This is a genomic window from Candidatus Pelagibacter ubique HIMB140 (assembly GCF_025558165.1).
GTDB classification, from domain to species: domain Bacteria; phylum Pseudomonadota; class Alphaproteobacteria; order Pelagibacterales; family Pelagibacteraceae; genus Pelagibacter; species Pelagibacter ubique_T.
Map to the genome: position 1 here is coordinate 437,009 of NZ_LAMZ01000001.1, position 22,016 is coordinate 459,024.

Below are 22,016 nucleotides of genomic sequence, written 5' to 3' on the forward strand. Positions count from 1 at the left end.
ATAAATTTTTTTAATGATTATACTTACAATATTTTTTTTTATAACTGCAATATTATATTCGAGTATAGGATTTGGTGGTGGCTCTACTTATCTTGCATTACTTTTAATTTGGGATGTCCCTTACTATATTTTTCCAATTTTAGCTTTGATTTGTAATATTATTGTAGTTTCTGGAAATTCTATAAATTTTTTAAAATCAAAGAATACTAATTTTAATTTACTTTATCCTTATTTAATTGGTTCTATACCTCTTGCTTTTATAGGAGCATCGATCTCTATTGACAAAAATTTATTTGAAATTTTACTTTTCTTTATTTTAATATCAGCTGGAGTTTTTTTACTTATTGAAAGCAAATCCTTTAACAAACAAAAAATTGTAATTAAAAAAATACCCCTAGTTTTATCAATATTAATAGGATCAATAATTGGTTTTATATCTGGTTTGGTTGGAATTGGTGGTGGGATATTTTTAAGTCCTATTTTATTTTTGATGAGAGCAGGGCTTCCAAAACATATAACAAGTACTGCATCCTTATTTATTTTAGTAAATTCAATTTTTGGTATAGGTGGACAATTAACAAAGGATATAGTCTTCAATGAATTTTTAAATTACTGGCCACTATTTGTTGCTGTCTTAATTGGTGGTCAAATTGGAAGTTTTTTAAATATAAAATTCCTATCTAACAAAATATTAGCTCTGTTAACCGCATGCTTAGTAATTTTTGTAGCTATAAGGATGGGCATAACGGTTATAGCATAAAAAGAAAATGGTGTCGCTATTCTTGGAGGATTTTGTGAAACTCACCCTTCACATATAGAAGCAATAAAAAACATTATTTAAATTTTGTACCTTTTCTTACAAAATAGATACCTGTAGCAACAGCTATCAATGAAATTATAACTTTTGTTGTTATTAATTCTTTTAAAAAGATATAACTTAAAATAGTACCAAAAATTGGAATTAAATAAGATACTTGAGATTGAAAAATTAAACCATTGTTAATTAAAATTCTAAATCTCAATAACCAAGCAATTCCAGTAGATACCAAACCAAGATAAATAACTGAAATAGTAGAATCTAATCTTGGAACAGTTTTCCAAGGTTGTTCAATCAAACATACTAAAGGTAGCAATATAATAGTAGCCCAAATCAAAATTGAACTGGTTACATTTTCATTTTTTTTCTTACTTATTTTTAATGTTAAAAGACCTCCAATTACATAACAAGTAGCACCTAACAAAATTAATAATGCTGAAGTAAAGTTGTTTTCATTAATTAATAAATTATCTGAAAATAAATAAACTATTCCTGAAAATCCAATTAGAACTCCTGTTGTTCTAGTTAAATTAAATTTTTCATTTTTGGTGTAAAAATGTCCTAGTACTACTGAGCTAAGTGAAGTTGATGACATTAAAATTGCTGCTAAGTTACTTTGAACAGATTTAACCCCATATGCTATTAAAAAAAATGGAGCTACTAAATTTATAAATCCAATCATCGCAAACCAATACCAGTCTTTTGAAAATGCCTCGATTTTAATTTCTTTGTAAATGCAAAGTAGTAAAACTGGAATTGAACCAAAAAAAACTCTTAGAAATGCAATCGTAACAGGTCCAAATGAATAGGTTGCAATTTTAATATTGAAAAAAGCAGATGCCCAAATTAATGCTAGCAACGTTAATAAGCTATAATCAATTAGTTTTGGTTCTCTCATTCAATAATATCTTCTGGTGTTCCGCTTGTTATTTCAATTAACTTATTATAATTTATTTTGAAAACAGCATTTGGATGTCCAGCTGCTCCAAATATATCTGGGAACCTTTCAAGACTTTTATCAATAAAGATTTTGCATCGCTTCAAGTGCCCTATTGGAGACACTCCACCAATTGTATATCCGGTATTTTCTTTAACAGCTTCAGGAGATGCCATAGACACGTCTTTTTCTTTGAGAATTTTTTTTAATTTATTTAATGAGCAACGCTTGTCTCCAGATACCAAGCTTAATATATAGTTATCACCTGCCCTAAAAAGTAAACTTTTAACAATAGCACCAACGTTGCAACCCAAAGCTGTAGCAGCATCATTAGCTGTTCTTGCTGTTTTTTCTAAGACGATAACATTTAAATTTTGATCGAATGATTTAAGAGCTTTTTCTGCTCTTTTTACAGGTTCTTTATTTAGTATTGATTCCATTGAATTTTTTAAATTCTTTAATTTGATTGAGTAGATACACTACTTATGTAAAAAATGCATAGGTGTTATTTATTAAATAAGCATTATTTTTTAACTTTTTTTTGCTAATTAGGCACCATCAAAATTACATAGGAGACAAAATGAGTGCAGAAAACGTATTAAAATTTATTAATGAAAAAGAAGCAGAATTCGTAGATTTAAGATTTACTGATCCAAGAGGAAAACTTCAACATTTAACTATGGATGCATCAATAGTGGATGCTGACATGCTTAATGAAGGAGTGTTTTTTGATGGCTCATCTATTGCTGGATGGAAAGCAATTAACGAATCTGACATGATTTTAAAACCTGATACTGCAAGAATGTTCATGGATCCTTTCACGTCTCATAATACTGTAGTTTTGTTCTGTGATATTTTAGATGCAATCAAAAAAGATCCTTACGAAAGAGATCCAAGAGGAGTTGCGAAAAAAGCAGAGGAATATTTAAAAGCTTCAGGTATTGGCGATAAAGCGTTTTTTGGACCTGAGCCAGAATTTTTTGTTTTCGATGATGTAAGAATTAAAAATGATATGAATGAAAGTGGATTTAAAATAGATAGTAAAGAAGGTCCATATAATTCAGGTAAAGAATATGAAAATGGGAATATGGGTCATAGACCTCAAATCAAGGGAGGTTATTTCCCTGTGCCGCCAGTAGATAGTGAACAAGATATGCGTGGTGAATATTTAAAAAATTTAAAAGAAGTTGGTATCAAAGTAGAAAAACATCACCATGAAGTTGCTCCAAGTCAACACGAACTTGGTATGTACTTTGGAACTTTAGTTGACCAAGCAGATAATGTTCAGCTTTATAAGTATGTAGTTCAAATGGTAACACATTCATTCGGAAAAACTGCAACCTTCATGCCAAAACCAGTTGCAGGTGATAATGGTTCAGGTATGCATATTCACCAATCTATTTGGAAAGGTGATACTCCTGTATTTTCAGGTGAAGCATATGCAGGACTTTCAGAAACTGCATTACACTATATTGGTGGAATTTTAAAACACGCTAAAGCGATTAATGCCTTTGCTAACTCTACAACAAATAGTTACAAAAGATTAATACCTGGTTTTGAAGCTCCAGTATTGCTAGCTTACTCTGCAAGAAACAGATCGGCATCATGTAGAATTCCAATTACTTTAAGTAAAAAAGGTGCAAGATGTGAAATTAGATTTCCAGATGCAGCAGGTAATCCTTACCTAACATTTGCAGCAATGCTAATGGCTGGTATTGATGGAATTAAAAACAAAATACATCCAGGTGAGTCTTTTGATAAAGATTTATATGAATTGCCACCGGAAGAAGTAAAAGCTATACCAACTGTTTGTGGATCTTTAAGAGAAGCAATGGAAAGTTTGGATAAAGATAGAGAGTTTTTAACTCAAGGTGGTGTATTTACTGACGACCAAATCGATGCTTATATAGCTCTTAAGTTTGAGGAAATTCATAAATTTGAACACGCACCTCATCCTGTAGAGTTTGAGATGTATTACAGTAGTTAATATTTAATTACTGTTTGGTTGTTGCAATTGTATCTTTGTTAATACCTTTTTTAACAACGTAATCTTGAGTACCGTTTGCACCGGTCTCAACTTCTTTACGTAAATCTTTAAAGAATGTTCTTTCTTTAATTGTATCTTTTAGGTTTTTAACAAGATTTTTAAATTCAAATTTGTTCATACCTAAGTGTATATACTAGGTATGCATGTGACGCAATACTGATATGCGTTATATGGGAATATTCTACTTTTGCTAGATTTTAAAGGATTCTCCGCAACCACATCTCTCTGTTTCGTTGGGATTATTGAAAACAAACGAAGAAGATAGCTCTTCTTTTTTATAATCCATTTCTGTTCCAAGCAAATACATAATAGCTGCAGAATCAACAAATACTTTTACACCTTTTTCCTCAATGACTTCATCATTTGGATTTACTTCTTTGGTATACTCCATGACGTAAGACATACCAGCACAACCTCCTGATTTAACTGAAACTCTTACACCTAAAGAATCTTTTTCTGCATTAGACATAATTTCTTTAATTCTTTCTGCAGCATTATCACTTAATTTAATAATTGGATTCATTATAAATTTAACTCCAGTTTTGCAGCTTCTGACATCATATCTTTATTCCAAGGTGGGTCCCAAACTAATTCAAGATCAACGTCCTCAATACCCTCAACTTGCATAGCGCCATCTTTAACTTCTTTAGGTAAACTTTCAGCAACTGGACAATTAGGAGTGGTCAAGGTCATTTTAATTTTGGCAAATTTATCATCCACAACTTTAATATCATAAATCAAACCTAGTTCATAAATATTCACTGGTAACTCAGGATCATAAATTTTTCTAATTTCTTCAACAATTTGATCTTTTTTCGACATAATTAATTTTCTGTTTTAACCTCATCAGTTTTATTATCAAAAGCTGAGACTAGTGTATGCCAAGATAATGTGGCACACTTTACTCTCATTGGATATTGTTTTACACCAGATAAGCACATTAGTTTTGTTTTTTCGTCTTCTTTAAGATTTTCTGATTTAAGCTCAGGATTTTCTTTAATCATCCCCAAAAAATCTTCAACAATTTCTTTTGCTTCATTTTCATTTTTGCCTTTAATTAAATCAGTCATTATTGATGCAGAAGCCATAGAAATGGCACAACCACTACCTTCAAATGAAATATCTTCTACAATTCTTTGACCATTTAATTTTAAATAGACATGAACGTTATCACCACACAGTGGATTGTTGCCTTTGGCATCTTTATTAAAATCTTCTGTCTTACGAAGATTTCTTGGATTTTTTCCATGCTCTAAAATTATTTCTTGATATAATTCTTTTAAATTCATTTTAAGTTAAATATTTTCTTACAGTTATTTATTGCATCATTAAGTTTATCTAAATCTTCTTTAGTATTATATATTCCAACTGAAGCTCGTGCGCTCGCTGGTATATTAAGTTTGTCATGTAAAATTTGACAGCAATGATGACCAGCTCTTATTGCAACTCCGTCTTCATCTAAAATTGTTGCGATGTCATGAGGATGTACACCCTCTAAAGTGAAAGACAAAACTCCACCTTTATTTTTTGGATTTCCAATTAATTTTACTGAATTATTTTTTTTTAATAATTCTTGGCCATACTCAACTAATTCTGCTTCATGTTTCATAACATTTTCAATACCTACACTCTCCAGAAATTTAATTGATTGATCAAAAGCAATAACTTGAGCTGTAGCCATAGTTCCAGCTTCATATTTATTAGGTAAATCACCATAGGTAATTCTATCTTTTTTAACCTCTCTAATCATTCCGCCACCACCTTGGTAAGGAGGAAGTTCATCCAACCACTTTTTCTTACCATAAAGAACCCCTAATCCTGTAGGGCCATACATTTTATGACAAGAAATTGCATAAAAATCACAATCTAAGTCTTGCATATCTAGCTTTAAATGAGGAGCTCCTTGGCAACCATCTACGACAACTATTATTCCTTTTGAATGTGCTAAATCAGTAATTTCTTTTACTGGTAATATTGCTCCAGTCACATTTGATAAATGAGTAATTGAAATAACTTTTGTATTAGGAGTAATTTTCTTTTCAATTTCTTCTAGTGTAATTTCTCCTTCTTCATTTATTTCTGCAAAATTAATTTTTATATTTTTAGATTTTCTTAAAAAATGCCAAGGTACATAATTTGAATGATGTTCTAATTCGGTAATTAATATTTCATCACCTTCGTTTAAATGATTTTGACCCAATGTATTAGCAACAAGGTTTAATGCTTCGGTAGCACCTTTGGTAAATACTATTTCATTTTTATCTTTAGCATTAATATATTTTTGAACTGATGTTCTAGTATTTTCATATAAATTTGTTGCAGCAACCGCAAGATAGTGAACACTCCTACCAACATTAGAAAATTGTTTGGTATAAAATTCATTAATTCTATCTACCACTACTTTTGGTTTTTGTGATGAATTTGCACTATCCAAATAAACCAAATCATTATTTTGGATTTTCTCATCAAATATTGGAAATTCTTTTTTAACTTGATCTATGTTCATACATTTATACCTGATAATTTTTTAACTAATTTTTTTACATCTTCATTAGAAATTTTTTCAATTACCTCGTTAAGAAAACCATTTGTTAATAATTTTTTTGATTCTGAATAACTGAGACCTCTAGACATTAAATAAAAAATTGAATTTTCATCAATATTTCCTGATGTAGATCCATGTGAACATTTAACATCGTCTGCATATATTTCTAATTCTGGTTTAGCATTAAATTCAACACTTTCATTTAACAATAAAGCTCTACTTAATTGGTATCCATCTGTTTTTTGTGCTTCAGGATTTACAAAAATTTTACCTTGATAAATACCTTTTGATTTATCATTCAATACACTTTTAATTAATTGATAACTTTTACAATTTTCTTTTTTATGATTAATTACAGTTTTTATTTCATGATGTTTTTCATTTTCTAAATTGATAATTCCATTTAATGCAATAGAACCATATTCGTCATCTAGATTGCAATTGATATCTTGTTTTATAAATTTTGAACCTTCTGATAAAATAAAATATTCTAAATGACTATTTTTAGATAAATTAATATCTTTGTTGAAATACTTTATATTTTCCGAAGTATTTGAATCTAGACTGTAATTTTTTAAAATTGAATTCTCTCCAATCTTAATTTTTTGTCTAAAATTAATGAAATTTTTTTCTGAATTTTCATTTAAAAAATTAACTACACACAATGAACTGTCATCTTCTAAATTAATATCTACTCTAGAATTAATTGCAGAAGATTTTAAACCATCACTTAAATAATTAAATAAAATCAAAGGTTTTTTAACATTGTAACCTTTTTTAATAGTAATATTCGAAACACTAGTAAGAAATGCTGAATTCAAATTCAAAAGAGTATTTTGATAAATAGTATCATCTAAGTCTAAATTCTCATCAACTAAGATTTGATCTATGTCTTCATGTTTAAAATCAAAATTATATAATTTTCCATCAACAAAAGTTATTTTATTATGTTCAAAATCTAATGGGAAATCTTTTTCTTCAAAAACTATTTTTTGATCAACAATAAAGTTTAAATTATCAAAATTTTTTGAAATTACTTGATTTATATCTGAGAATTTCCAATCTTCAGTTCTTTTATTTGGTAAACCTTTTTCAAAATAATTATTAAAATTTTCCTGCTTAATTTTTTTCTGACTATCAGAAAAATTATTTAAACTAATAATTTTATCAAAACTTAATTTAAGTTCATTTTGCATTAATTGAAATCCTCATAACCTACTTTTTCTAATTCTTTTGCTAATTCAAAATCACCTGATTTTATTATTTGTCCATTTTTAAGAACATGAACAAAATCAGGTTTGATATAATCCAACAATCTTTGATAATGAGTTATTATTAAAAAAGAATTGTTTTTATTTCTTAGTGAATTAACTCCTTCTGAAACTATCCTTAAAGCATCAATATCTAATCCTGAATCTGTTTCATCTAGAATTGATAACTTTGGATTTAAGATGGACATTTGTAAAATTTCATTTTTTTTCTTTTCTCCACCTGAAAATCCGACATTAAGTTGTCGGTTTAAAATTTTTTCATCAAATTTTAGTTCTGCAGATTTTTCTTTTATTAATTTTAAAAATTCAATTGCATCTAGCTCTTTTTCACCTCTAGCCTTTTTAATTGCATTTATTGACGTTTTTAAAAAAGTATTTGTGTTAACACCTGGTATTTCCATTGGATATTGGAACGCTAAAAAAATTCCTTTATGAGCTCTTTCCTCTGTTTCTAATTCTAATAAGCTTTCTCCATCAAATGTAACTTTACCATTTATTTCGTAACCTTTTTTGCCTGACAAAATATTTGATAATGTGCTTTTTCCAGATCCATTTGGACCCATAATTGCATGAACTTCTCCTGGTTTAATATCTAAATTTAAACCTTTTAATATTTCTTTTTCATCAATCTTTGCTTTAAGATTTTCTATCGATAACATCTATCCAACACTCCCCTCTAAACTAATACCTACAAGTTTTTGTGCTTCTACTGCAAATTCCATTGGTAGCTGCTGCAGAACTTCTTTACAAAAACCGTTTACAATTAAACTAACTGCCTCTTCTTGGTTTAATCCTCTTTGATTGCAGTAATATAGCTGTTCATCACTTATTTTTGATGTTGTTGCTTCATGTTCTATATTTGATTTAAGATTTTTATTCTTGATATAAGGAATGGTATGAGCTCCACATTTATTACCCATCAATAAAGAGTCACATTGAGTAAAGTTTCTAGAATTATCAGCTTTTGATGATATATCTACTAATCCTCTGTACATCATATCTGATTTACCTGCTGAAATTCCTTTTGAAATTATTTTACTTTTTGTGTTTTTTCCTAAGTGTATCATTTTAGTACCAGTGTCAGCTTTTTGATGATTGTTTGTAATCGCTATAGAATAAAACTCACCTACTGAATTATCACCTTTCAAAATACAACTTGGATATTTCCAAGTAATTGCTGAACCAGTTTCTACTTGAGTCCAAGAAATTTTAGAATTTTTACCTTTGCATAATCCTCTTTTGGTAACAAAATTATATATTCCACCTTTTCCATCCTTATCTCCTGGATACCAATTTTGAACTGTTGAATATTTTATTTCTGCATCGTCAAGAGCAATTAATTCAACATTAGCTGCATGCAATTGATTTTCATCTCTCATTGGAGCTGTACATCCTTCTAGGTAGCTTACATAACTTCCTTTATCAGCTATGATTAATGTTCTTTCAAATTGTCCTGTTTCTGATGCATTGATCCTAAAGTAAGTAGACAATTCCATAGGACATTTGACATTTTCTGGAATGTATACAAATGAGCCATCTGTAAAAACTGCAGAATTAAGAGTTGCAAAAAAATGATCAGTTGTAGGTATAACTGATCCAAGATATTTTTTAACTAACTCAGGATGTTTTTGAATAGCTTCAGACATCGAGCAAAATATAATTCCTTGCTTAGTAAGTTCTTCTTTAAAAGTTGTTGCAACAGAAACAGAGTCGAAAACTGCATCCACAGCAATCCCATTTAATCTTGCTTGCTCTTGAAGAGGAATTCCTAATTTTTTATATGTCTCTAATAATTTAGGGTCAAGATCATCTAAACTTTTTGGTTTATCTTTCATGCTTTTTGGAGCTGAGTAGTAGTAAAGATCCTGATAATCTATTTTAGGATATTTCGGTTTCTGCCAATCAGGCTCTTTTAATTGTTTAAATCTTTCAAAAGCTTTTAATCTAAAATCTAACATCCATTGAGGCTCTTTTTTAATGTTGGAGATGAATTTTATTACATCTTCATTTAAACCCTTAGGAGCTTTTGTATTTTCTATATCTGTTGAAAAACCATATTTATAATCTTTCAAACTATCTATTTCTTTCTGCCTACTATCCATACTATACTCTGTTCTCTTTATTATTTTTTAATAAGTCGTTTAAGCTTTTATTTTCAAAGAAACTATTAATATGAACCTCAAGTTCATCCCATAGATTATGTGTGATGCATTTTGTAGCTTTACCGTTACAACCTTTTTTAGATTCCTTTTTACACTGAACAGTTTTAACTTTTTCATCTACTGCATTGAAAATATTTGTAAGTTTTATTTCACATGGGTCTTTTGATAAAATGTAACCTCCTTGATTACCCCTAATACTTTTTACAATTTGATTTTTTTTAAGTTTTGAAAATATTTGCTCTAAAAAATCTAATGAAATTCCTTGTCTTAAAGAAATATCTCTTAATGACACAGGATTGATATTATCAAACCTTGCTAGATCAACTAATGCCATTACGGCATATCTTCCTTTTGATGTTAGTTTCATTTTTACCCTTAAAATGTGGCTTTTTATATATATCCGACTAAAATGGTCAAGTTTATAAATTAAAAAAAGACTACCATTTTGTCGCTCAGTTGTGATAAACGTACCTTTTTTTTGAGAACAATAATCAATTGCATATATGGATAATAAAATTTTAGAAATTTTCATACCTGGACCAGCTGGTAGACTGGAAGCTAAATATTATAAAAGTAAAAAAAACACTTCTCCTATTGCATTAGTCCTACAGCCTCATCCACAGTATGGGGGAACTATGAACAATAAAGTAGTTGTAGATACATTTCATACATTCATGGAAAATGATTTTTCAGTTTGCAGAGTAAACTTTAGAGGAGTTGGAAAAAGTGATGGAGAATTTGATAATGGTCAAGGTGAACTAGCTGATGCTGCTGCAGCACTAGATTGGTTGGAAAGAGAAAACTTTGATAATTCGCAATGTTGGGTTTCAGGATTTTCTTTTGGTTCTTTGATTGCAATGCAGCTACTTATGAGAAGACCAGAAATAAATAGATTTATAGCTATATCTCCACAACCTAATGTCTATGATTTTTCTTTTTTATCTCCATGTCCAACATCTGGAATGGTTGTTTATGGAAAAAAAGATGAATTAGTGCCAGTAGAATATATTACTGAATTGGATAAAAGATTAAGCGCTCAAAAAGGTATCAAAGTTGAATTTCAAACAATAACTGAGGCAAATCATTTCTTTTCTAAAACAAATGATGCTTTAACTAAAACTTTGGATAAATATATAAAAAAAGAAACAGCTTTATATTAATAATTATTTGCCAACTTGCCTCCAATGACTGGGGCATTACATCTTGTCGTATTTGGGAAGGAAATTGGCAAATTTAATTTAGATCTGATTGCTAAATAAGCAAACGCTTGAGACTCGATGTAATCTCCATTCAGCTGAAAATTATCTATCATATCAAAATTATTCTTATTTAAATTTGAATTTCTAATAATTGATTCAATCAAAAATTTATTCTTTCGACCTCCACCACAAAATAAATATTTGTTAGAATTATTTTTATTTAAAAATTTTATTCCTTCTGCAATCAAATGTGATGTGAATTCTGTAATTGTTGAACATCCATCTTCTAAAGATAAACCTCTTGCAAAAGATATATCAAATTCTTTTACATCAAGTGATTTTGCATAAGTCTCAATTTTGAAATTATCTATTGCTTGATTTAAAATTAATTGATTTATTTTTCCAGATTTTGCAATCTTACCATCTTCATCAAAGGTTAAATTTGAATTATTCCTGATCCATTCATCTATTAAACAATTTCCTGGACCAATATCATAAGCAATCAAATCATCTTCTATATTATTAGATATATCATTTATTATTGTAGCATTGGATATTCCTCCAATATTAACAATGCAAAAAGATTGGGTTGAATTATCTTTTTCTTTTTTTAGAAAATTATTAATTAATAATCTGTGGTAAATTGGTGTTAGAGGTGCTCCTTGACCATTGTTATCAATATCTGCTTGTCTAAAATCATAAATAACTGGTTTTTTTAATAGTTGAGATAATAAATTTCCATCACCTAGTTGTTCAGTAATTTTAATCTTAGGGTTATGGAAAATTGTTTGTCCATGAAAACCTATAAGATCAATTTCTCTTCCATTTTTTAATAAAATTTTGCTAATTTTTTCAGCATGAAAAATGGTTAAAGCTCTCTCTAAATCACTCAATTCTTTAGAATATTTTGTCAAATCTTCACCACTTTTAATTTTGTCTCTCAAAGTTGATAATTGCCTATAGAGATTAGTATCGTACTCAAAGTATTGATCCAAAATTAGTTCTACCTCGTTATATCCATCAGATTTAATTATTGAAACATCTACCCCATCCATGGATGTGCCACTCATTAAGCCCATAGCTGAAAATAATTTTTTTTTCATTGATATTATTTTTAAAAAAAATTTGTATATAGTAACTATAGTCTTATGAATAAATTTTTAAAAGAATTTAAAGATAGAGGATATTTCTATCAATGCACAAGTGAAGCTGACTTATCTAATTTATTAGATAAAGAAAAAATTAAAGCTTACATAGGATTTGATTGTACTGCTGAAAGTTTACATGTTGGTAGTTTATTGCAAATTATGTGTTTGAGGTTGTTACAAAAAAATGGACATCAGCCAATTGTATTGTTGGGAGGGGGTACAACAAGAATAGGTGATCCCTCAGGAAAAGATAAGACAAGAAAAATTTTAGAAGAAAGTGAAATTGAAAAAAATATTAAAAATATTCAAAATATTCTAAAAAAATTTCTAGATAATGATGATCCAAAAACAAAACCTATATATGTCAATAATTATAACTGGCTTAAAGATTTAAATTATATTTCTTTTCTAAGAGATATAGGAAAACATTTTACAATAAATAGAATGCTTACATTTGATAGTGTAAAACTAAGATTAGAAAGAGAACAGTCGCTTAGTTATATGGAATTTAATTACATGATACTCCAAGCCTACGACTTTTTAGAATTGAATAAAAAAGAAAATTGTGTTCTGCAAATAGGTGGTTCTGATCAATGGGGAAACATTGTAAACGGTGTAGAGCTTATTAAGAGATATTCTAATAACCAAACATACGGATTAACAACGCCATTAATTACTTTAGCCTCAGGTGCAAAAATGGGAAAAACTGAAAACGGTGCTATTTGGTTAGACGAAAAATATTTATCAGCTTATGACTATTGGCAATTTTGGAGAAATGTTGATGACAGAGATGTAATGAAATTTTTAAAAATGTTTACTGATATTGATATAAGTGAAATCAATGCTTTAGAGGAAAAAAATATCAATGATTTAAAAATATTATTAGCTAACAAGGCGACGTCTATGTTACATGGAGAAGATACTGCTCAAAATTCTGAGCAAGCAGCAAAAGAGGCATTTTCTGGAAATTCTTTAGGCTCTAACTTACCTAGCGTTACAATTGAAGCAAAACAATTAGAAAATAAAATCAATATAATTGACTTAATAATTTTATCTAAATTAGAAAATTCAAAAAGTGAGATAAGAAGATTAATTAAGGGTAAAGCTATTAAGATTAATGATGCTGTGGTTTCAGATGAAAAAGTTATTATTAATCAGGAGCTATTTTCAGAAAATTATTTAAAGCTTTCTATAGGTAAAAAAAGACACATCAAGATTGAATTAAGTTAGTTTCTTTTAATTTTATCAAGAGTTCTAGTTATAAATCTTGGAGTTAATGTTTTTATTGGGTTTACTGAGGTTTCGAGATCTTTTGGAGGTCCTTTAATTTTAAAACTTACACCAAAAACACCTTCTCCTGTTTTTTCACCTACTAAAATTTTACCCAATAATGGAATTTTACTTATTGTTTTATTTATAGTAGTTGCTGGCACCAAAGTACCTCTTAGACTCACCAAATTATCTCCATCAATATAACCACTCATTAAAATTGAGATGGCTGGACCAATTGCATAAAGTTCGTCTATTACAATTGAGCTTTTCTCATTACTAAAATTCATTTCAAATTCTTCAAATCTTATCCCTTCTCCAGTCAGTATATCTGCAATTCCTTGAAGGGAAGCTAGAGTCAAAAGTTTTGTCAATGCTGGGACCTCTTTTAACTTAAAGTCATAAATTTTAAGATTTGATACGGATTTTTCATTTTTTTTTATTGATATGAAATCTAAGTCTCCTTCATCAAATCCTTTTATAAATTTATATCTTTTCACCAATGGTTTTGCTTTAGATGAATAAAGTTTAGTTATTTTTTCACCGTTATTCTTTGTTTCAATAGAAAAAACTATATTTTTATTATTTTCAAAATTTGCAGATAAATTTGCATCTACTACTTCATTATCTTTAATAAAAATTAACCCTTGTAAATTTTTAACAAAATTAATTTCATCTATATAAACTTCATTCAAATTTAAGTTCAATTTAAAATTATTCTTAAAAATTTTATTTTCATTTTCCTTTTTACTCTCAAGTAAATTTGTTACTATTGAATTAGCATTCAAGAACAACCCATTTAACTTATAATCGTTTTGTTTTTGTCTTTGAATAATAAATTGATTATCTTTATTCTCAGTATCAATATAGTCAAAATCAATTTTATCAAATCTATCTATTAAATAATCTTTATCTAATATTAAATTATTAATCTTAATTTTATTTCTCTTATCTAAAATACTTATACTTTCAAAATTTAAATTTTTTGATTTTTTTAATATTCCAGAAACTACTAAATTTGTTTTTTCATTTATATTTTTTTTATAATTTAAATTTTTAATTTCAAAATCTGTTTGATTTAAAATTAATTTTAAATCAAAATTGGTTTTTTCTTTATCATTAAGAACAAAGTAATTTATTTCATCATAGTTTTTACCAATTTTTATATTTCCATTACCTGAAAGAGTTAATGAATCATTTTTATATTTGATATTGAGTTTATGATTTTGAAGGTTAAGAAATTTTTTACTAGAAGGGAAAAATTGTTTTAAGAATTCTTGATTTTTTAAATCAACATTTTTTAAATTAATATCTGATATAAATTCAAAATCTTTATCATTTTTGTTGTAAAAATATTTAATATAATCAAAATCTTTATTAAGTTTTACTTTACCTTCACCTTTGAGGGTAAAATCTTTGTTTTTATACTTTAAATTTATTTTATGATTTTCAATATTTATTTGATCCTTAGTAAGTGGAAAATATTCTTGGATAGTTTTTTGATTTTTTAATGTTCCTTTTTTAATATTTAAATTAGTTTCAAATTCGATTTTATTTTGATCTCTTTTAAAAGTATATTCAATTTTATTTGTTTTATTATCTAACTTAAATTCACCTGCACCATTAGCTATAAGAGCTTTGTTTTCATAAATTAATTTTAATTTATGATTATCTAATAAGATTTCACTATTTTGATTTGAAAAATAATTTGGAATTAAATTATTATTATAAATAACTTTTTTAAAATTTATGTCAGAGTCTAATTTTAAATTAGTTAGTTTATATTTATTAGTTATTTCAAAATTAAAAATATTCTCAGAACTAAACTTGGTATTTTTTAAACTAAAGTTATTTAAATTTAAATTTAATATATTAATTAAATTATCAGATAAAACTGCCTCGGAATTTTGAATTTTACCTTCAACATAATGATTATTATTCTTTTTTTTAACTTTTAATAATTTAGATGAAAAATTAATTTGATCTGATGCAAATTTAATATCTTCGAATAAATATTTGTCTTTTTCTATATTAAATAAAAAATCAATATTATTAAAATCTGGTCCATTAAAAAATTTAAATTTTCCATCTTTTAACAATCCTCTAATTTTATAATCATTTTTGATTTTTCCATTTTGATCTAAGTTAAGATTTAGATCTAAAATTATATGTCCTTTTTTAATGAAAGTTTCCAAAATTAATAATTCTGGTTTGTTACTTGTGGCTCTTATAAATTTTACAAAATCCTTTAATAATATTGACTTTGTTGCCACCTCAAAATTAGAGGAAACTAATTTAGTTTTAAGAATAGAATCAAGTGATACTTGAGTTTTTATATATTCGAGCTCAAGTGGTCTATTTGCATAATAGATCTTTGCACCAATAGTTTTTGCATTTATTTTAAGTTTAAGTGGATCAAGAATTAATTTTACTTTTTTTAAAGATACATCCAAATTATTATTACTTTGAACAACTGTGTCTTTTATCTGCTGATTAAACTTGTCGGTTTCTATTCCAACAATGCTTAAATAAAATATTAGTGATATTAAAAATCCTAGTAATAATAAAAAGTATTTAAAAATATTTATTTTCATTTAATTTTATAAAGAGATTGTTCCAAAAAATCGTCTAATTCTCCATCAAGAATTTTATCTGGACTTGTGCTTTCAAAATTTGTTCTGTTATCTTTTACCAATCTATAAGGTTGCAAAACATATGATCTTATTTGATGACCCCAGCCAATTTCTGATTTACTGTTTTCTGTACTTTGGTTCTCCTCTTCTCTTTTTTTAATTTCAAAATCGTATAATCTTGCTTTTAACATATTCATACATGTTTCTTTATTTTTATGTTGTGATCTTTCATTTTGACATTGAACAACTATTTTCGATGGAATGTGAGTAATTCTAACAGCACTATCAGTTGTATTTACATGCTGTCCTCCAGCACCGCTTGATCTATAAGTATCTATCCTCAGATCTTTTTCAAGAATTTCAACATTTATATTTTCATCCACTACTGGGTAAATCCAGACACTTGCGAAACTCGTGTGCCTTCTTGCTCCTGAGTCAAATGGTGAAATTCTAACCAAACGATGAATACCTGATTCTTTTTTTAACCAACCAAATACATAATCACCTTCAATTTTTATTGTTGCTGATTTAATACCAGCTTCATCTCCTTTGTGCTCACTAATTAAATTTGAAGTAAAACTTTTTTTATCAGACCACTTCAAATACATCCTTCTCAACATATCTGCCCAATCTTGACTTTCAGTGCCTCCGGCACCTGCATGTATCTCTATATAACAATCTAATGAATCTGCTTCGTCTGATAAAAAACATTTGATTTCATTTTTTTTTACCTCTTTTTTTAAATCTTTTATATTTTGTAATGTTTCCTCCTGAACTGCTAGATTATTTTCCTCTAAAGCAAGTTCATTCAAATCATCAAAATCATTTAATTTTTGAAGAGATTGATTTAAAGAATTTACCAAATCTTCGTAGAGTTTTTTCTCTTTTATAACTTTTTTTGAATTATTTTTATCTTGCCAAAAATTGGCATCTAACATTTGAGAATTTAATTTTTCAAGTTTTGAGTAAATTTTATTGTTTTCAAAGATACTCCTTAATTCTTTGATTAATCTTGTTTATTTCTTCTTTGTAATTTTGGTAATTGTTATCCATTAGTAAAACTTTAATATATTGTTTATATCCATTCTATCAGAATTTGAATAAAGAACTTTACCATCTACAACATTTTTCTTTTTAAAAACCTCAATTATTGTATTTTTGGATGTAAATTTAGCTTTTTGACCTGTTGAAGGATCCACAACCATCATAATAGTATCTTTTGCAGCTTTAAATGGTCTAGCCTCAGACTTATTAACAGAATTTTTAATAAAATTTTTAAATATAGGTAAAGCCGTTTTTGATCCTGTTTCAAATTTACCGAGTGGTGTTGGACTATCCATTCCTACGTAAACACCTACTAATAAGTTTGATGTAAAACCAATGAACCAAGTATCAGTATTATTATTCGTAGTTCCAGTTTTTCCTGCAATATTTAATTTTAAATCTCTTAATTTTTTTGCAGTTCCTCTTTGAACTACCCCTTCAAGTATAGATGTCATTTGATACGCAGTTTCTTCAGAAAAAATTTGTTTGTATTTATTTTTTAACTCAGGATAATCATCACTAAGATATGATATTACATCACAATTTAAACAAGATCTCTTATCATTATTATAAATAGTGTTGCCTTCACTATCTTGTATCCTATCAATCAATACAGGTTCAACAAGTTTTCCTCCATTAACAAAAACAGAATAAGCAGATGTAAGTTGCAACAAGGTAGTTTCAGCGGAACCTAAGGAAATTGACAAAAGTTCCTCAGGATTTTCGTAAATTGACAGTTTTTTAGAATAGTTGATAATTTTGTCTAACCCTAGATCTTGAGCTATTCTAACTGTCATTAGATTTCTTGATTTCTCTAACCCAGTTCTAATTGTAGATGGACCGTAAAATTTTTTTCCATAATTTTCTGGTTTCCACAACTTTAAATCATCTCCTTGATCTAACACTAAAGGTGCATCCAAAACTAATGATGTAGGTGTGTAATTATTTTCTAAAGCAAGAGCATAAACGAATGGTTTAAATGCAGACCCTGGTTGTCTTTTCGCTTGAGTGGCTCTATTAAATTCACTTTTTTTAAAACTAAAACCACCATTAAGAGCCAAAACTCTTCCTGTATAAGGATCCATTACAACAATTCCTCCATTTATTTTTGGCAATTGTTGTAAGCTATATTTTTTATCTTTTATTTGTTTCACATAAATTATATCGCCAATTTTCAATAATTGGTTAAACTCTTTTTTTGTCCAAGAAATATCTTTATATTCAATAACACCATCATCTTTATCAATCGTTTCTACAATTGCTGAAAATTTATTTAATTTTTTTACAATTGCTAATTTCCAATTAATTGATTTTTCAAGTTTGTATTTATCTAAATCTTTGTACCAATTCGAATTGTAAGGTTTGTTAATTAATGCTCCCCTCCAACCTTTTCTCTGATCATAGGAAATTAATCCAGATCTTAGTGAATTAGTTGCAATTTTTTGTAAATCTAAATCTATTGGAGTATTGATATTTAGACCTTGTTTATAAACTTTATCATAAGTCAAACTTTCTATGACATTTTTTCTAACGTCTTCAATATAATATTGCGCATCTTCTAAGTATATTTTTTGTTTTTTCTTTAATTTAATTTCCTGATTGCTTAATTTTTCTAACCATTCAGATGTTATATAATTATTTTCATATAAATTTTTTAAAACTAAATTTCTTCTAAATTTTGCTAAATCTTTATCTTTATAAGGATTGTATTTACTGGGTGCTTTAGGCAAAGCAGCTAACAATGCAGCTTCTGAATAATTAAGTTCTCTTATAGATTTATCAAAATACTCCAAACTTGCAGCAGCTACACCATAGGCTCCACTACCAAGATAGATTTGATTTAAATAAAGTTCTAATATCCTTTCTTTAGACAACGCTCTCTCAATCCTAAATGCTAATATTGCCTCTTTTATCTTTCTATTTAGACTTACTTCATTTGTTAGTAAAAAATTCTTTGCTACTTGTTGAGTAATAGTTGAGGCACCCTCCAGTCTTTTAGAAGCCATTATATTTGAAATATTATTGATAACTGCTCTTAGAACACCTTTCGCATCTACACCGGGATGAGAGAAAAAATTTTTATCTTCTGCAGATAAAAATGAATTAATTACATTTTTTGGTATAGCGTTGTAAGGAACAAAAACTCTTTTTTCTTTTGAAAAATCTGCAACCAATTCTCCATTTCTTGAGTAAACTTTGCTTGAAACTGGTGGCTTATAACTCTTTAGAAATTTATAATCTGGAATATCGTTAGAGTATTTCCATAAAATACTAAATATTAAAATACCCAATAATATTAAAATAGTAGAGGAAAATAACAAAATATTTTTGAATAATTTACTCATTTTATTTCCATTATATCTTGGAATTTGTTAAAGATAAGGCATCAGAGATAAACAAAATTTACTAAAAAAAATTAATGAACTTAACAATCAACATATTATGGAAAAAAATTTATATATCGATGCATCGCATCCAAATGAAACTAGAGTTGTACTTAAATCAGGCGAAAATATTGAAGACTACGAGTACGAAGGTTTAAAAAACAATTTAATAAAAAATAATATATATTTAGGCAAAGTAAGCAGAATTGAACCTTCTCTCCAAGCAGCCTTTGTTGACTTTGGAAGAGAAAGACATGGATTTTTATCATTTAATGATATTCAGTCAGATTATTATCAAATACCAAAGGCTGACCTAGAAAAAATAAAAGAAGAAGAAGAAAAAGCAAGGGAAGAACTTTCAAAAAAAGTTGAAGCAAAAGAAGAAGAAAATATTGCTGAGGGCAAACTTGAAATAGATGATCCATTAGAGGAAAAAGTTGAAGATGTAGAATCTGATAAAGAGGAAATAGAGACAAAAGAAAATTCAGATACAGAGGAAAAAACTGAAAAAAAATCTGAAAAAAGATTCAAATTTAAAAGATACAAAATTCAAGAAGTAATCAAACCTAATCAAGTAATTCTTGTCCAAGTCATCAAAGATGAAAGAGGTCAAAAAGGTGCTGCACTAAGCACATTTATTTCGATTGCAGGGAAATACATAGTTCTGATGCCAAATACACCTAAAGGTGGTGGAATTTCTAGAAAAATATTTAATCCTGCAGATAGAAAAAAAATTAGATCCATTCTGAATGAAATTGAAATTCCTAAAGAGATGGGTTTAATTGTAAGAACAGCAGGAAGCAATAAAACAAAAAATGAAATCAATAGTGACTTAACAACTCTTATTAATACTTGGGGGCAGATAAAAGATAATGCAATTAATTCTATAGCTCCATCTTTAATTCATCAAGAAAGCGAAATAATTAAAAGAACTTTAAGAGATATGTACGATGATAGCACTAACCAAATTATTGTTGAAGGAAATGAAGGTTATAAAAAAGCCCAATCTTTTATGAAAACAATGATGCCATCAAGTGTAAAAAAAGTTAAAAAATATAGAGGAAGAACACCGCTATTTATTGAGGAAAATATTGAACAAAAATTAAATCAAATTTTTGACTCAGAAATTAAACTCAAATCAGGAGGATATTTAGTTATTAATCCTACAGAAGCACTTGTATCGATAGATATTAACTCTGGTAGCTCAATTAAAGGTAAAAATGTTGAGAGCACAGCTTTAGACACAAATATTGAAGCGGCAGAAGAAATTGCGAGACAAATAAAAATAAGAGATTTATCAGGATTAATAATTATAGATTTCATTGATATGCTTAGTTTTGGAAACCGACGCTTAGTAGAAAGAAAGCTTAAGGAAAAATGTAGATCTGATAGAGCAAGAATTCAAATAGGAAGAATAAGTAATTTTGGCCTTTTAGAAATGTCTCGACAAAGATTGAGAGAAAGTGCTGTTAAATGGAAGGTAACTTTAACAGACGAGTCTTTTGCTCAAAAATTATTAAAAATTGTTGAATTAAAGGCTGTAACCAATAAAGCAAAATTTGTTGAAGTAAGAGTCTGTGAAAAAATTTCAGATTTTCTAAAAGAAAACTTTGTTAATGATTTAACTTACTTTGAAAAAAAAAATAAAATGACAATTGATATCATCAGTGACAACTCTCTGATAATTCCAGAATATATTATCAACGTTCAGAACAAATCCAAAAAAACTATTGAACTTGTTGAACATTATGAAAAATTAAAAAACTTAGAAACCCAAAATAAAGAAGATAAAATTTCTCAAAAAAAAGAAGTAAAAAAAATAAAAAAGAATTATAAAAAAAAGAAATATTATAAAAAAAACTAAATAATACCTTTTAATGGAGAAGAAGGGTTTCCCATTAAAGTTTTATCTATTCTTCCTGAGTTGTATGATTGTCTTCCAGCAATAACAGCATTTTTAAATGCAAGAGCCATATCAAATGGTTTTTTTGCTTTCGCAATTGCAGTGTTTACCAATACTCCATCACAACCCAGCTCCATTGCAATTGTTGCATCTGAAGCCTGTCCAAGACCAGCATCGATTATTAATGGAAGTTTTGTTTGTTTCCTGATTATTTGAATATTAATTTTATTTTGGATTCCTAAACCTGATCCAATTGGTGCAGCTAATGGCATTATCGCAGCAGCTCCAACATTTTCTAATCTTTTTGCCATTAATGGATCATCGTTGCAATAAACCATAACTTTAAATCCCTCTTTGGTAAGAACTTCAGTAGATTTTAAAGTTTCGATCATATCTGGAAATAAATTTTCCTTATCTCCTAAAACTTCTAATTTAACTAATTTCCAACCTCCAATTTCTCTTGCTAACCTCAAAGTTCTAAGAGCTTCTTTAGAATTAAAACAACCTGCTGTGTTAGGCAAATAGGTAATCTTTTTTGGATCTATATAATCCATTAACAAAGGTTTGTTCTTATCAGAAATATTTACTCTTCTAACTGCAACAGTTACTATCTCTGCTCCTGACAATTTGATAGCTTTCGCACATTCAGACATCGTT

General features: G+C 27.9%; 21 protein-coding genes. 5 read left to right on the forward strand and 16 right to left on the reverse strand.

What is annotated here, in order from left to right; translation table 11 throughout:
* Window positions 1-13: 13 nt before the first annotated feature.
* Entirely contained in the window at window positions 14-760 is a 747-nt protein-coding gene (locus VP90_RS02535) for a sulfite exporter TauE/SafE family protein (RefSeq protein WP_262589510.1), read from the forward strand.
* A 73-nt stretch (window positions 761-833) separates the two neighbouring features.
* Here VP90_RS02535 and VP90_RS02540 read toward each other — a convergent pair whose 3' ends face one another.
* Complete coding sequence (locus VP90_RS02540) at window positions 834-1,715, reverse strand: DMT family transporter (RefSeq protein WP_262589511.1); 882 nt, start codon at window positions 1,713-1,715, stop codon at window positions 834-836.
* Entirely contained in the window at window positions 1,712-2,194 is a 483-nt protein-coding gene (locus VP90_RS02545) for a YbaK/EbsC family protein (RefSeq protein ID WP_262589513.1), read from the reverse strand. The genes VP90_RS02540 and VP90_RS02545 overlap by 4 nt, the downstream gene beginning before the upstream one ends.
* A 140-nt stretch (window positions 2,195-2,334) precedes the next feature.
* Between VP90_RS02545 and glnA the strand changes: the two genes are divergently transcribed.
* Entirely contained in the window at window positions 2,335-3,741 is a 1,407-nt protein-coding gene (gene glnA / locus VP90_RS02550; protein ID WP_262589514.1) for a type I glutamate--ammonia ligase, read from the forward strand.
* Between the two features lie 7 nt (window positions 3,742-3,748).
* Here the strand turns inward: glnA and VP90_RS02555 are convergent, their stop codons facing one another.
* From VP90_RS02555 to VP90_RS02595, 9 genes are all read right to left on the reverse strand, one after another.
* On the reverse strand, window positions 3,749-3,919 hold the full coding sequence (locus VP90_RS02555; RefSeq protein ID WP_262589515.1) for a hypothetical protein: 171 nt from the start codon (window positions 3,917-3,919) through the stop codon (window positions 3,749-3,751).
* A gap of 72 nt (window positions 3,920-3,991) precedes the next feature.
* A complete protein-coding gene (locus VP90_RS02560) occupies window positions 3,992-4,324 on the reverse strand; it encodes a HesB/IscA family protein (RefSeq protein ID WP_075506524.1) in 333 nt (110 codons plus the stop codon).
* Entirely contained in the window at window positions 4,324-4,623 is a 300-nt protein-coding gene (locus tag VP90_RS02565) for an SUF system Fe-S cluster assembly protein (RefSeq protein WP_262589516.1), read from the reverse strand. The genes VP90_RS02560 and VP90_RS02565 overlap by 1 nt, the downstream gene beginning before the upstream one ends.
* A 2-nt stretch (window positions 4,624-4,625) precedes the next feature.
* Window positions 4,626-5,090: a Fe-S cluster assembly sulfur transfer protein SufU gene (sufU, locus tag VP90_RS02570; protein ID WP_262589517.1), complete on the reverse strand. Its 465-nt coding sequence runs from the start codon at window positions 5,088-5,090 to the stop codon at window positions 4,626-4,628.
* Window positions 5,087-6,307, reverse strand: a complete 1,221-nt coding sequence (locus tag VP90_RS02575; protein ID WP_262589518.1) for an aminotransferase class V-fold PLP-dependent enzyme — start codon at window positions 6,305-6,307, stop codon at window positions 5,087-5,089. Before VP90_RS02575 ends, sufU begins: the two co-directional genes overlap by 4 nt.
* Window positions 6,304-7,542: a Fe-S cluster assembly protein SufD gene (gene sufD / locus VP90_RS02580; protein WP_262589519.1), complete on the reverse strand. Its 1,239-nt coding sequence runs from the start codon at window positions 7,540-7,542 to the stop codon at window positions 6,304-6,306. The genes VP90_RS02575 and sufD overlap by 4 nt, the downstream gene beginning before the upstream one ends.
* Window positions 7,542-8,276 carry a Fe-S cluster assembly ATPase SufC gene (gene sufC / locus VP90_RS02585; RefSeq protein ID WP_262589520.1) on the reverse strand — a complete coding sequence of 245 codons (735 nt, stop codon included), beginning with the start codon at window positions 8,274-8,276 and terminating at the stop codon, window positions 7,542-7,544. The genes sufD and sufC overlap by 1 nt, the downstream gene beginning before the upstream one ends.
* Window positions 8,277-9,719, reverse strand: coding sequence for a Fe-S cluster assembly protein SufB (gene sufB, locus VP90_RS02590; protein WP_262589522.1), 1,443 nt, complete (start codon window positions 9,717-9,719; stop codon window positions 8,277-8,279).
* A gap of 1 nt (window position 9,720) precedes the next feature.
* The gene (locus VP90_RS02595; RefSeq protein WP_262589523.1) at window positions 9,721-10,146 is read right to left on the reverse strand and encodes an Rrf2 family transcriptional regulator; all 426 of its coding nucleotides are present in this window, start codon (window positions 10,144-10,146) and stop codon (window positions 9,721-9,723) included.
* 148 nt (window positions 10,147-10,294) lie between these two features.
* Between VP90_RS02595 and VP90_RS02600 the strand changes: the two genes are divergently transcribed.
* On the forward strand, window positions 10,295-10,939 hold the full coding sequence (locus VP90_RS02600) for an alpha/beta hydrolase (RefSeq protein WP_425321976.1): 645 nt from the start codon (window positions 10,295-10,297) through the stop codon (window positions 10,937-10,939).
* Here the strand turns inward: VP90_RS02600 and VP90_RS02605 are convergent.
* Window positions 10,936-12,081, reverse strand: coding sequence for an anhydro-N-acetylmuramic acid kinase (locus VP90_RS02605; protein ID WP_262589526.1), 1,146 nt, complete (start codon window positions 12,079-12,081; stop codon window positions 10,936-10,938). The two genes, VP90_RS02600 and VP90_RS02605, sit on opposite strands and share 4 nt — an antisense overlap.
* Before the next feature lie 45 nt (window positions 12,082-12,126).
* Here VP90_RS02605 and tyrS point away from each other — a divergent pair, with 45 nt between their 5' ends.
* Complete coding sequence (tyrS, locus tag VP90_RS02610; protein ID WP_262589528.1) at window positions 12,127-13,356, forward strand: tyrosine--tRNA ligase; 1,230 nt, start codon at window positions 12,127-12,129, stop codon at window positions 13,354-13,356.
* Here the strand turns inward: tyrS and VP90_RS02615 are convergent.
* The 3 genes from VP90_RS02615 to VP90_RS02625 are packed head-to-tail and all read right to left on the reverse strand — an operon-like array spanning window position 13,353 to window position 19,417.
* On the reverse strand, window positions 13,353-15,989 hold the full coding sequence (locus tag VP90_RS02615) for an AsmA-like C-terminal region-containing protein (protein WP_262589529.1): 2,637 nt from the start codon (window positions 15,987-15,989) through the stop codon (window positions 13,353-13,355). The two genes, tyrS and VP90_RS02615, sit on opposite strands and share 4 nt — an antisense overlap.
* The gene (prfB, locus tag VP90_RS02620) at window positions 15,986-17,035 is read right to left on the reverse strand and encodes a peptide chain release factor 2 (protein ID WP_262590526.1); all 1,050 of its coding nucleotides are present in this window, start codon (window positions 17,033-17,035) and stop codon (window positions 15,986-15,988) included. Before prfB ends, VP90_RS02615 begins: the two co-directional genes overlap by 4 nt.
* Before the next feature lie 45 nt (window positions 17,036-17,080).
* Window positions 17,081-19,417, reverse strand: a complete 2,337-nt coding sequence (locus tag VP90_RS02625) for a penicillin-binding protein 1A (RefSeq protein ID WP_262589530.1) — start codon at window positions 19,415-19,417, stop codon at window positions 17,081-17,083.
* A gap of 97 nt (window positions 19,418-19,514) precedes the next feature.
* Between VP90_RS02625 and VP90_RS02630 the strand changes: the two genes are divergently transcribed.
* Window positions 19,515-21,320, forward strand: coding sequence for an Rne/Rng family ribonuclease (locus VP90_RS02630; protein WP_262589531.1), 1,806 nt, complete (start codon window positions 19,515-19,517; stop codon window positions 21,318-21,320).
* On the opposite strand, the gene VP90_RS02635 is transcribed toward VP90_RS02630, so the two are convergent.
* On the reverse strand, window positions 21,317-22,012 hold the full coding sequence (locus tag VP90_RS02635) for a thiazole synthase (RefSeq protein ID WP_425321968.1): 696 nt from the start codon (window positions 22,010-22,012) through the stop codon (window positions 21,317-21,319). The two genes, VP90_RS02630 and VP90_RS02635, sit on opposite strands and share 4 nt — an antisense overlap.
* Between the last annotated feature and the right edge of the window lie 4 nt (window positions 22,013-22,016).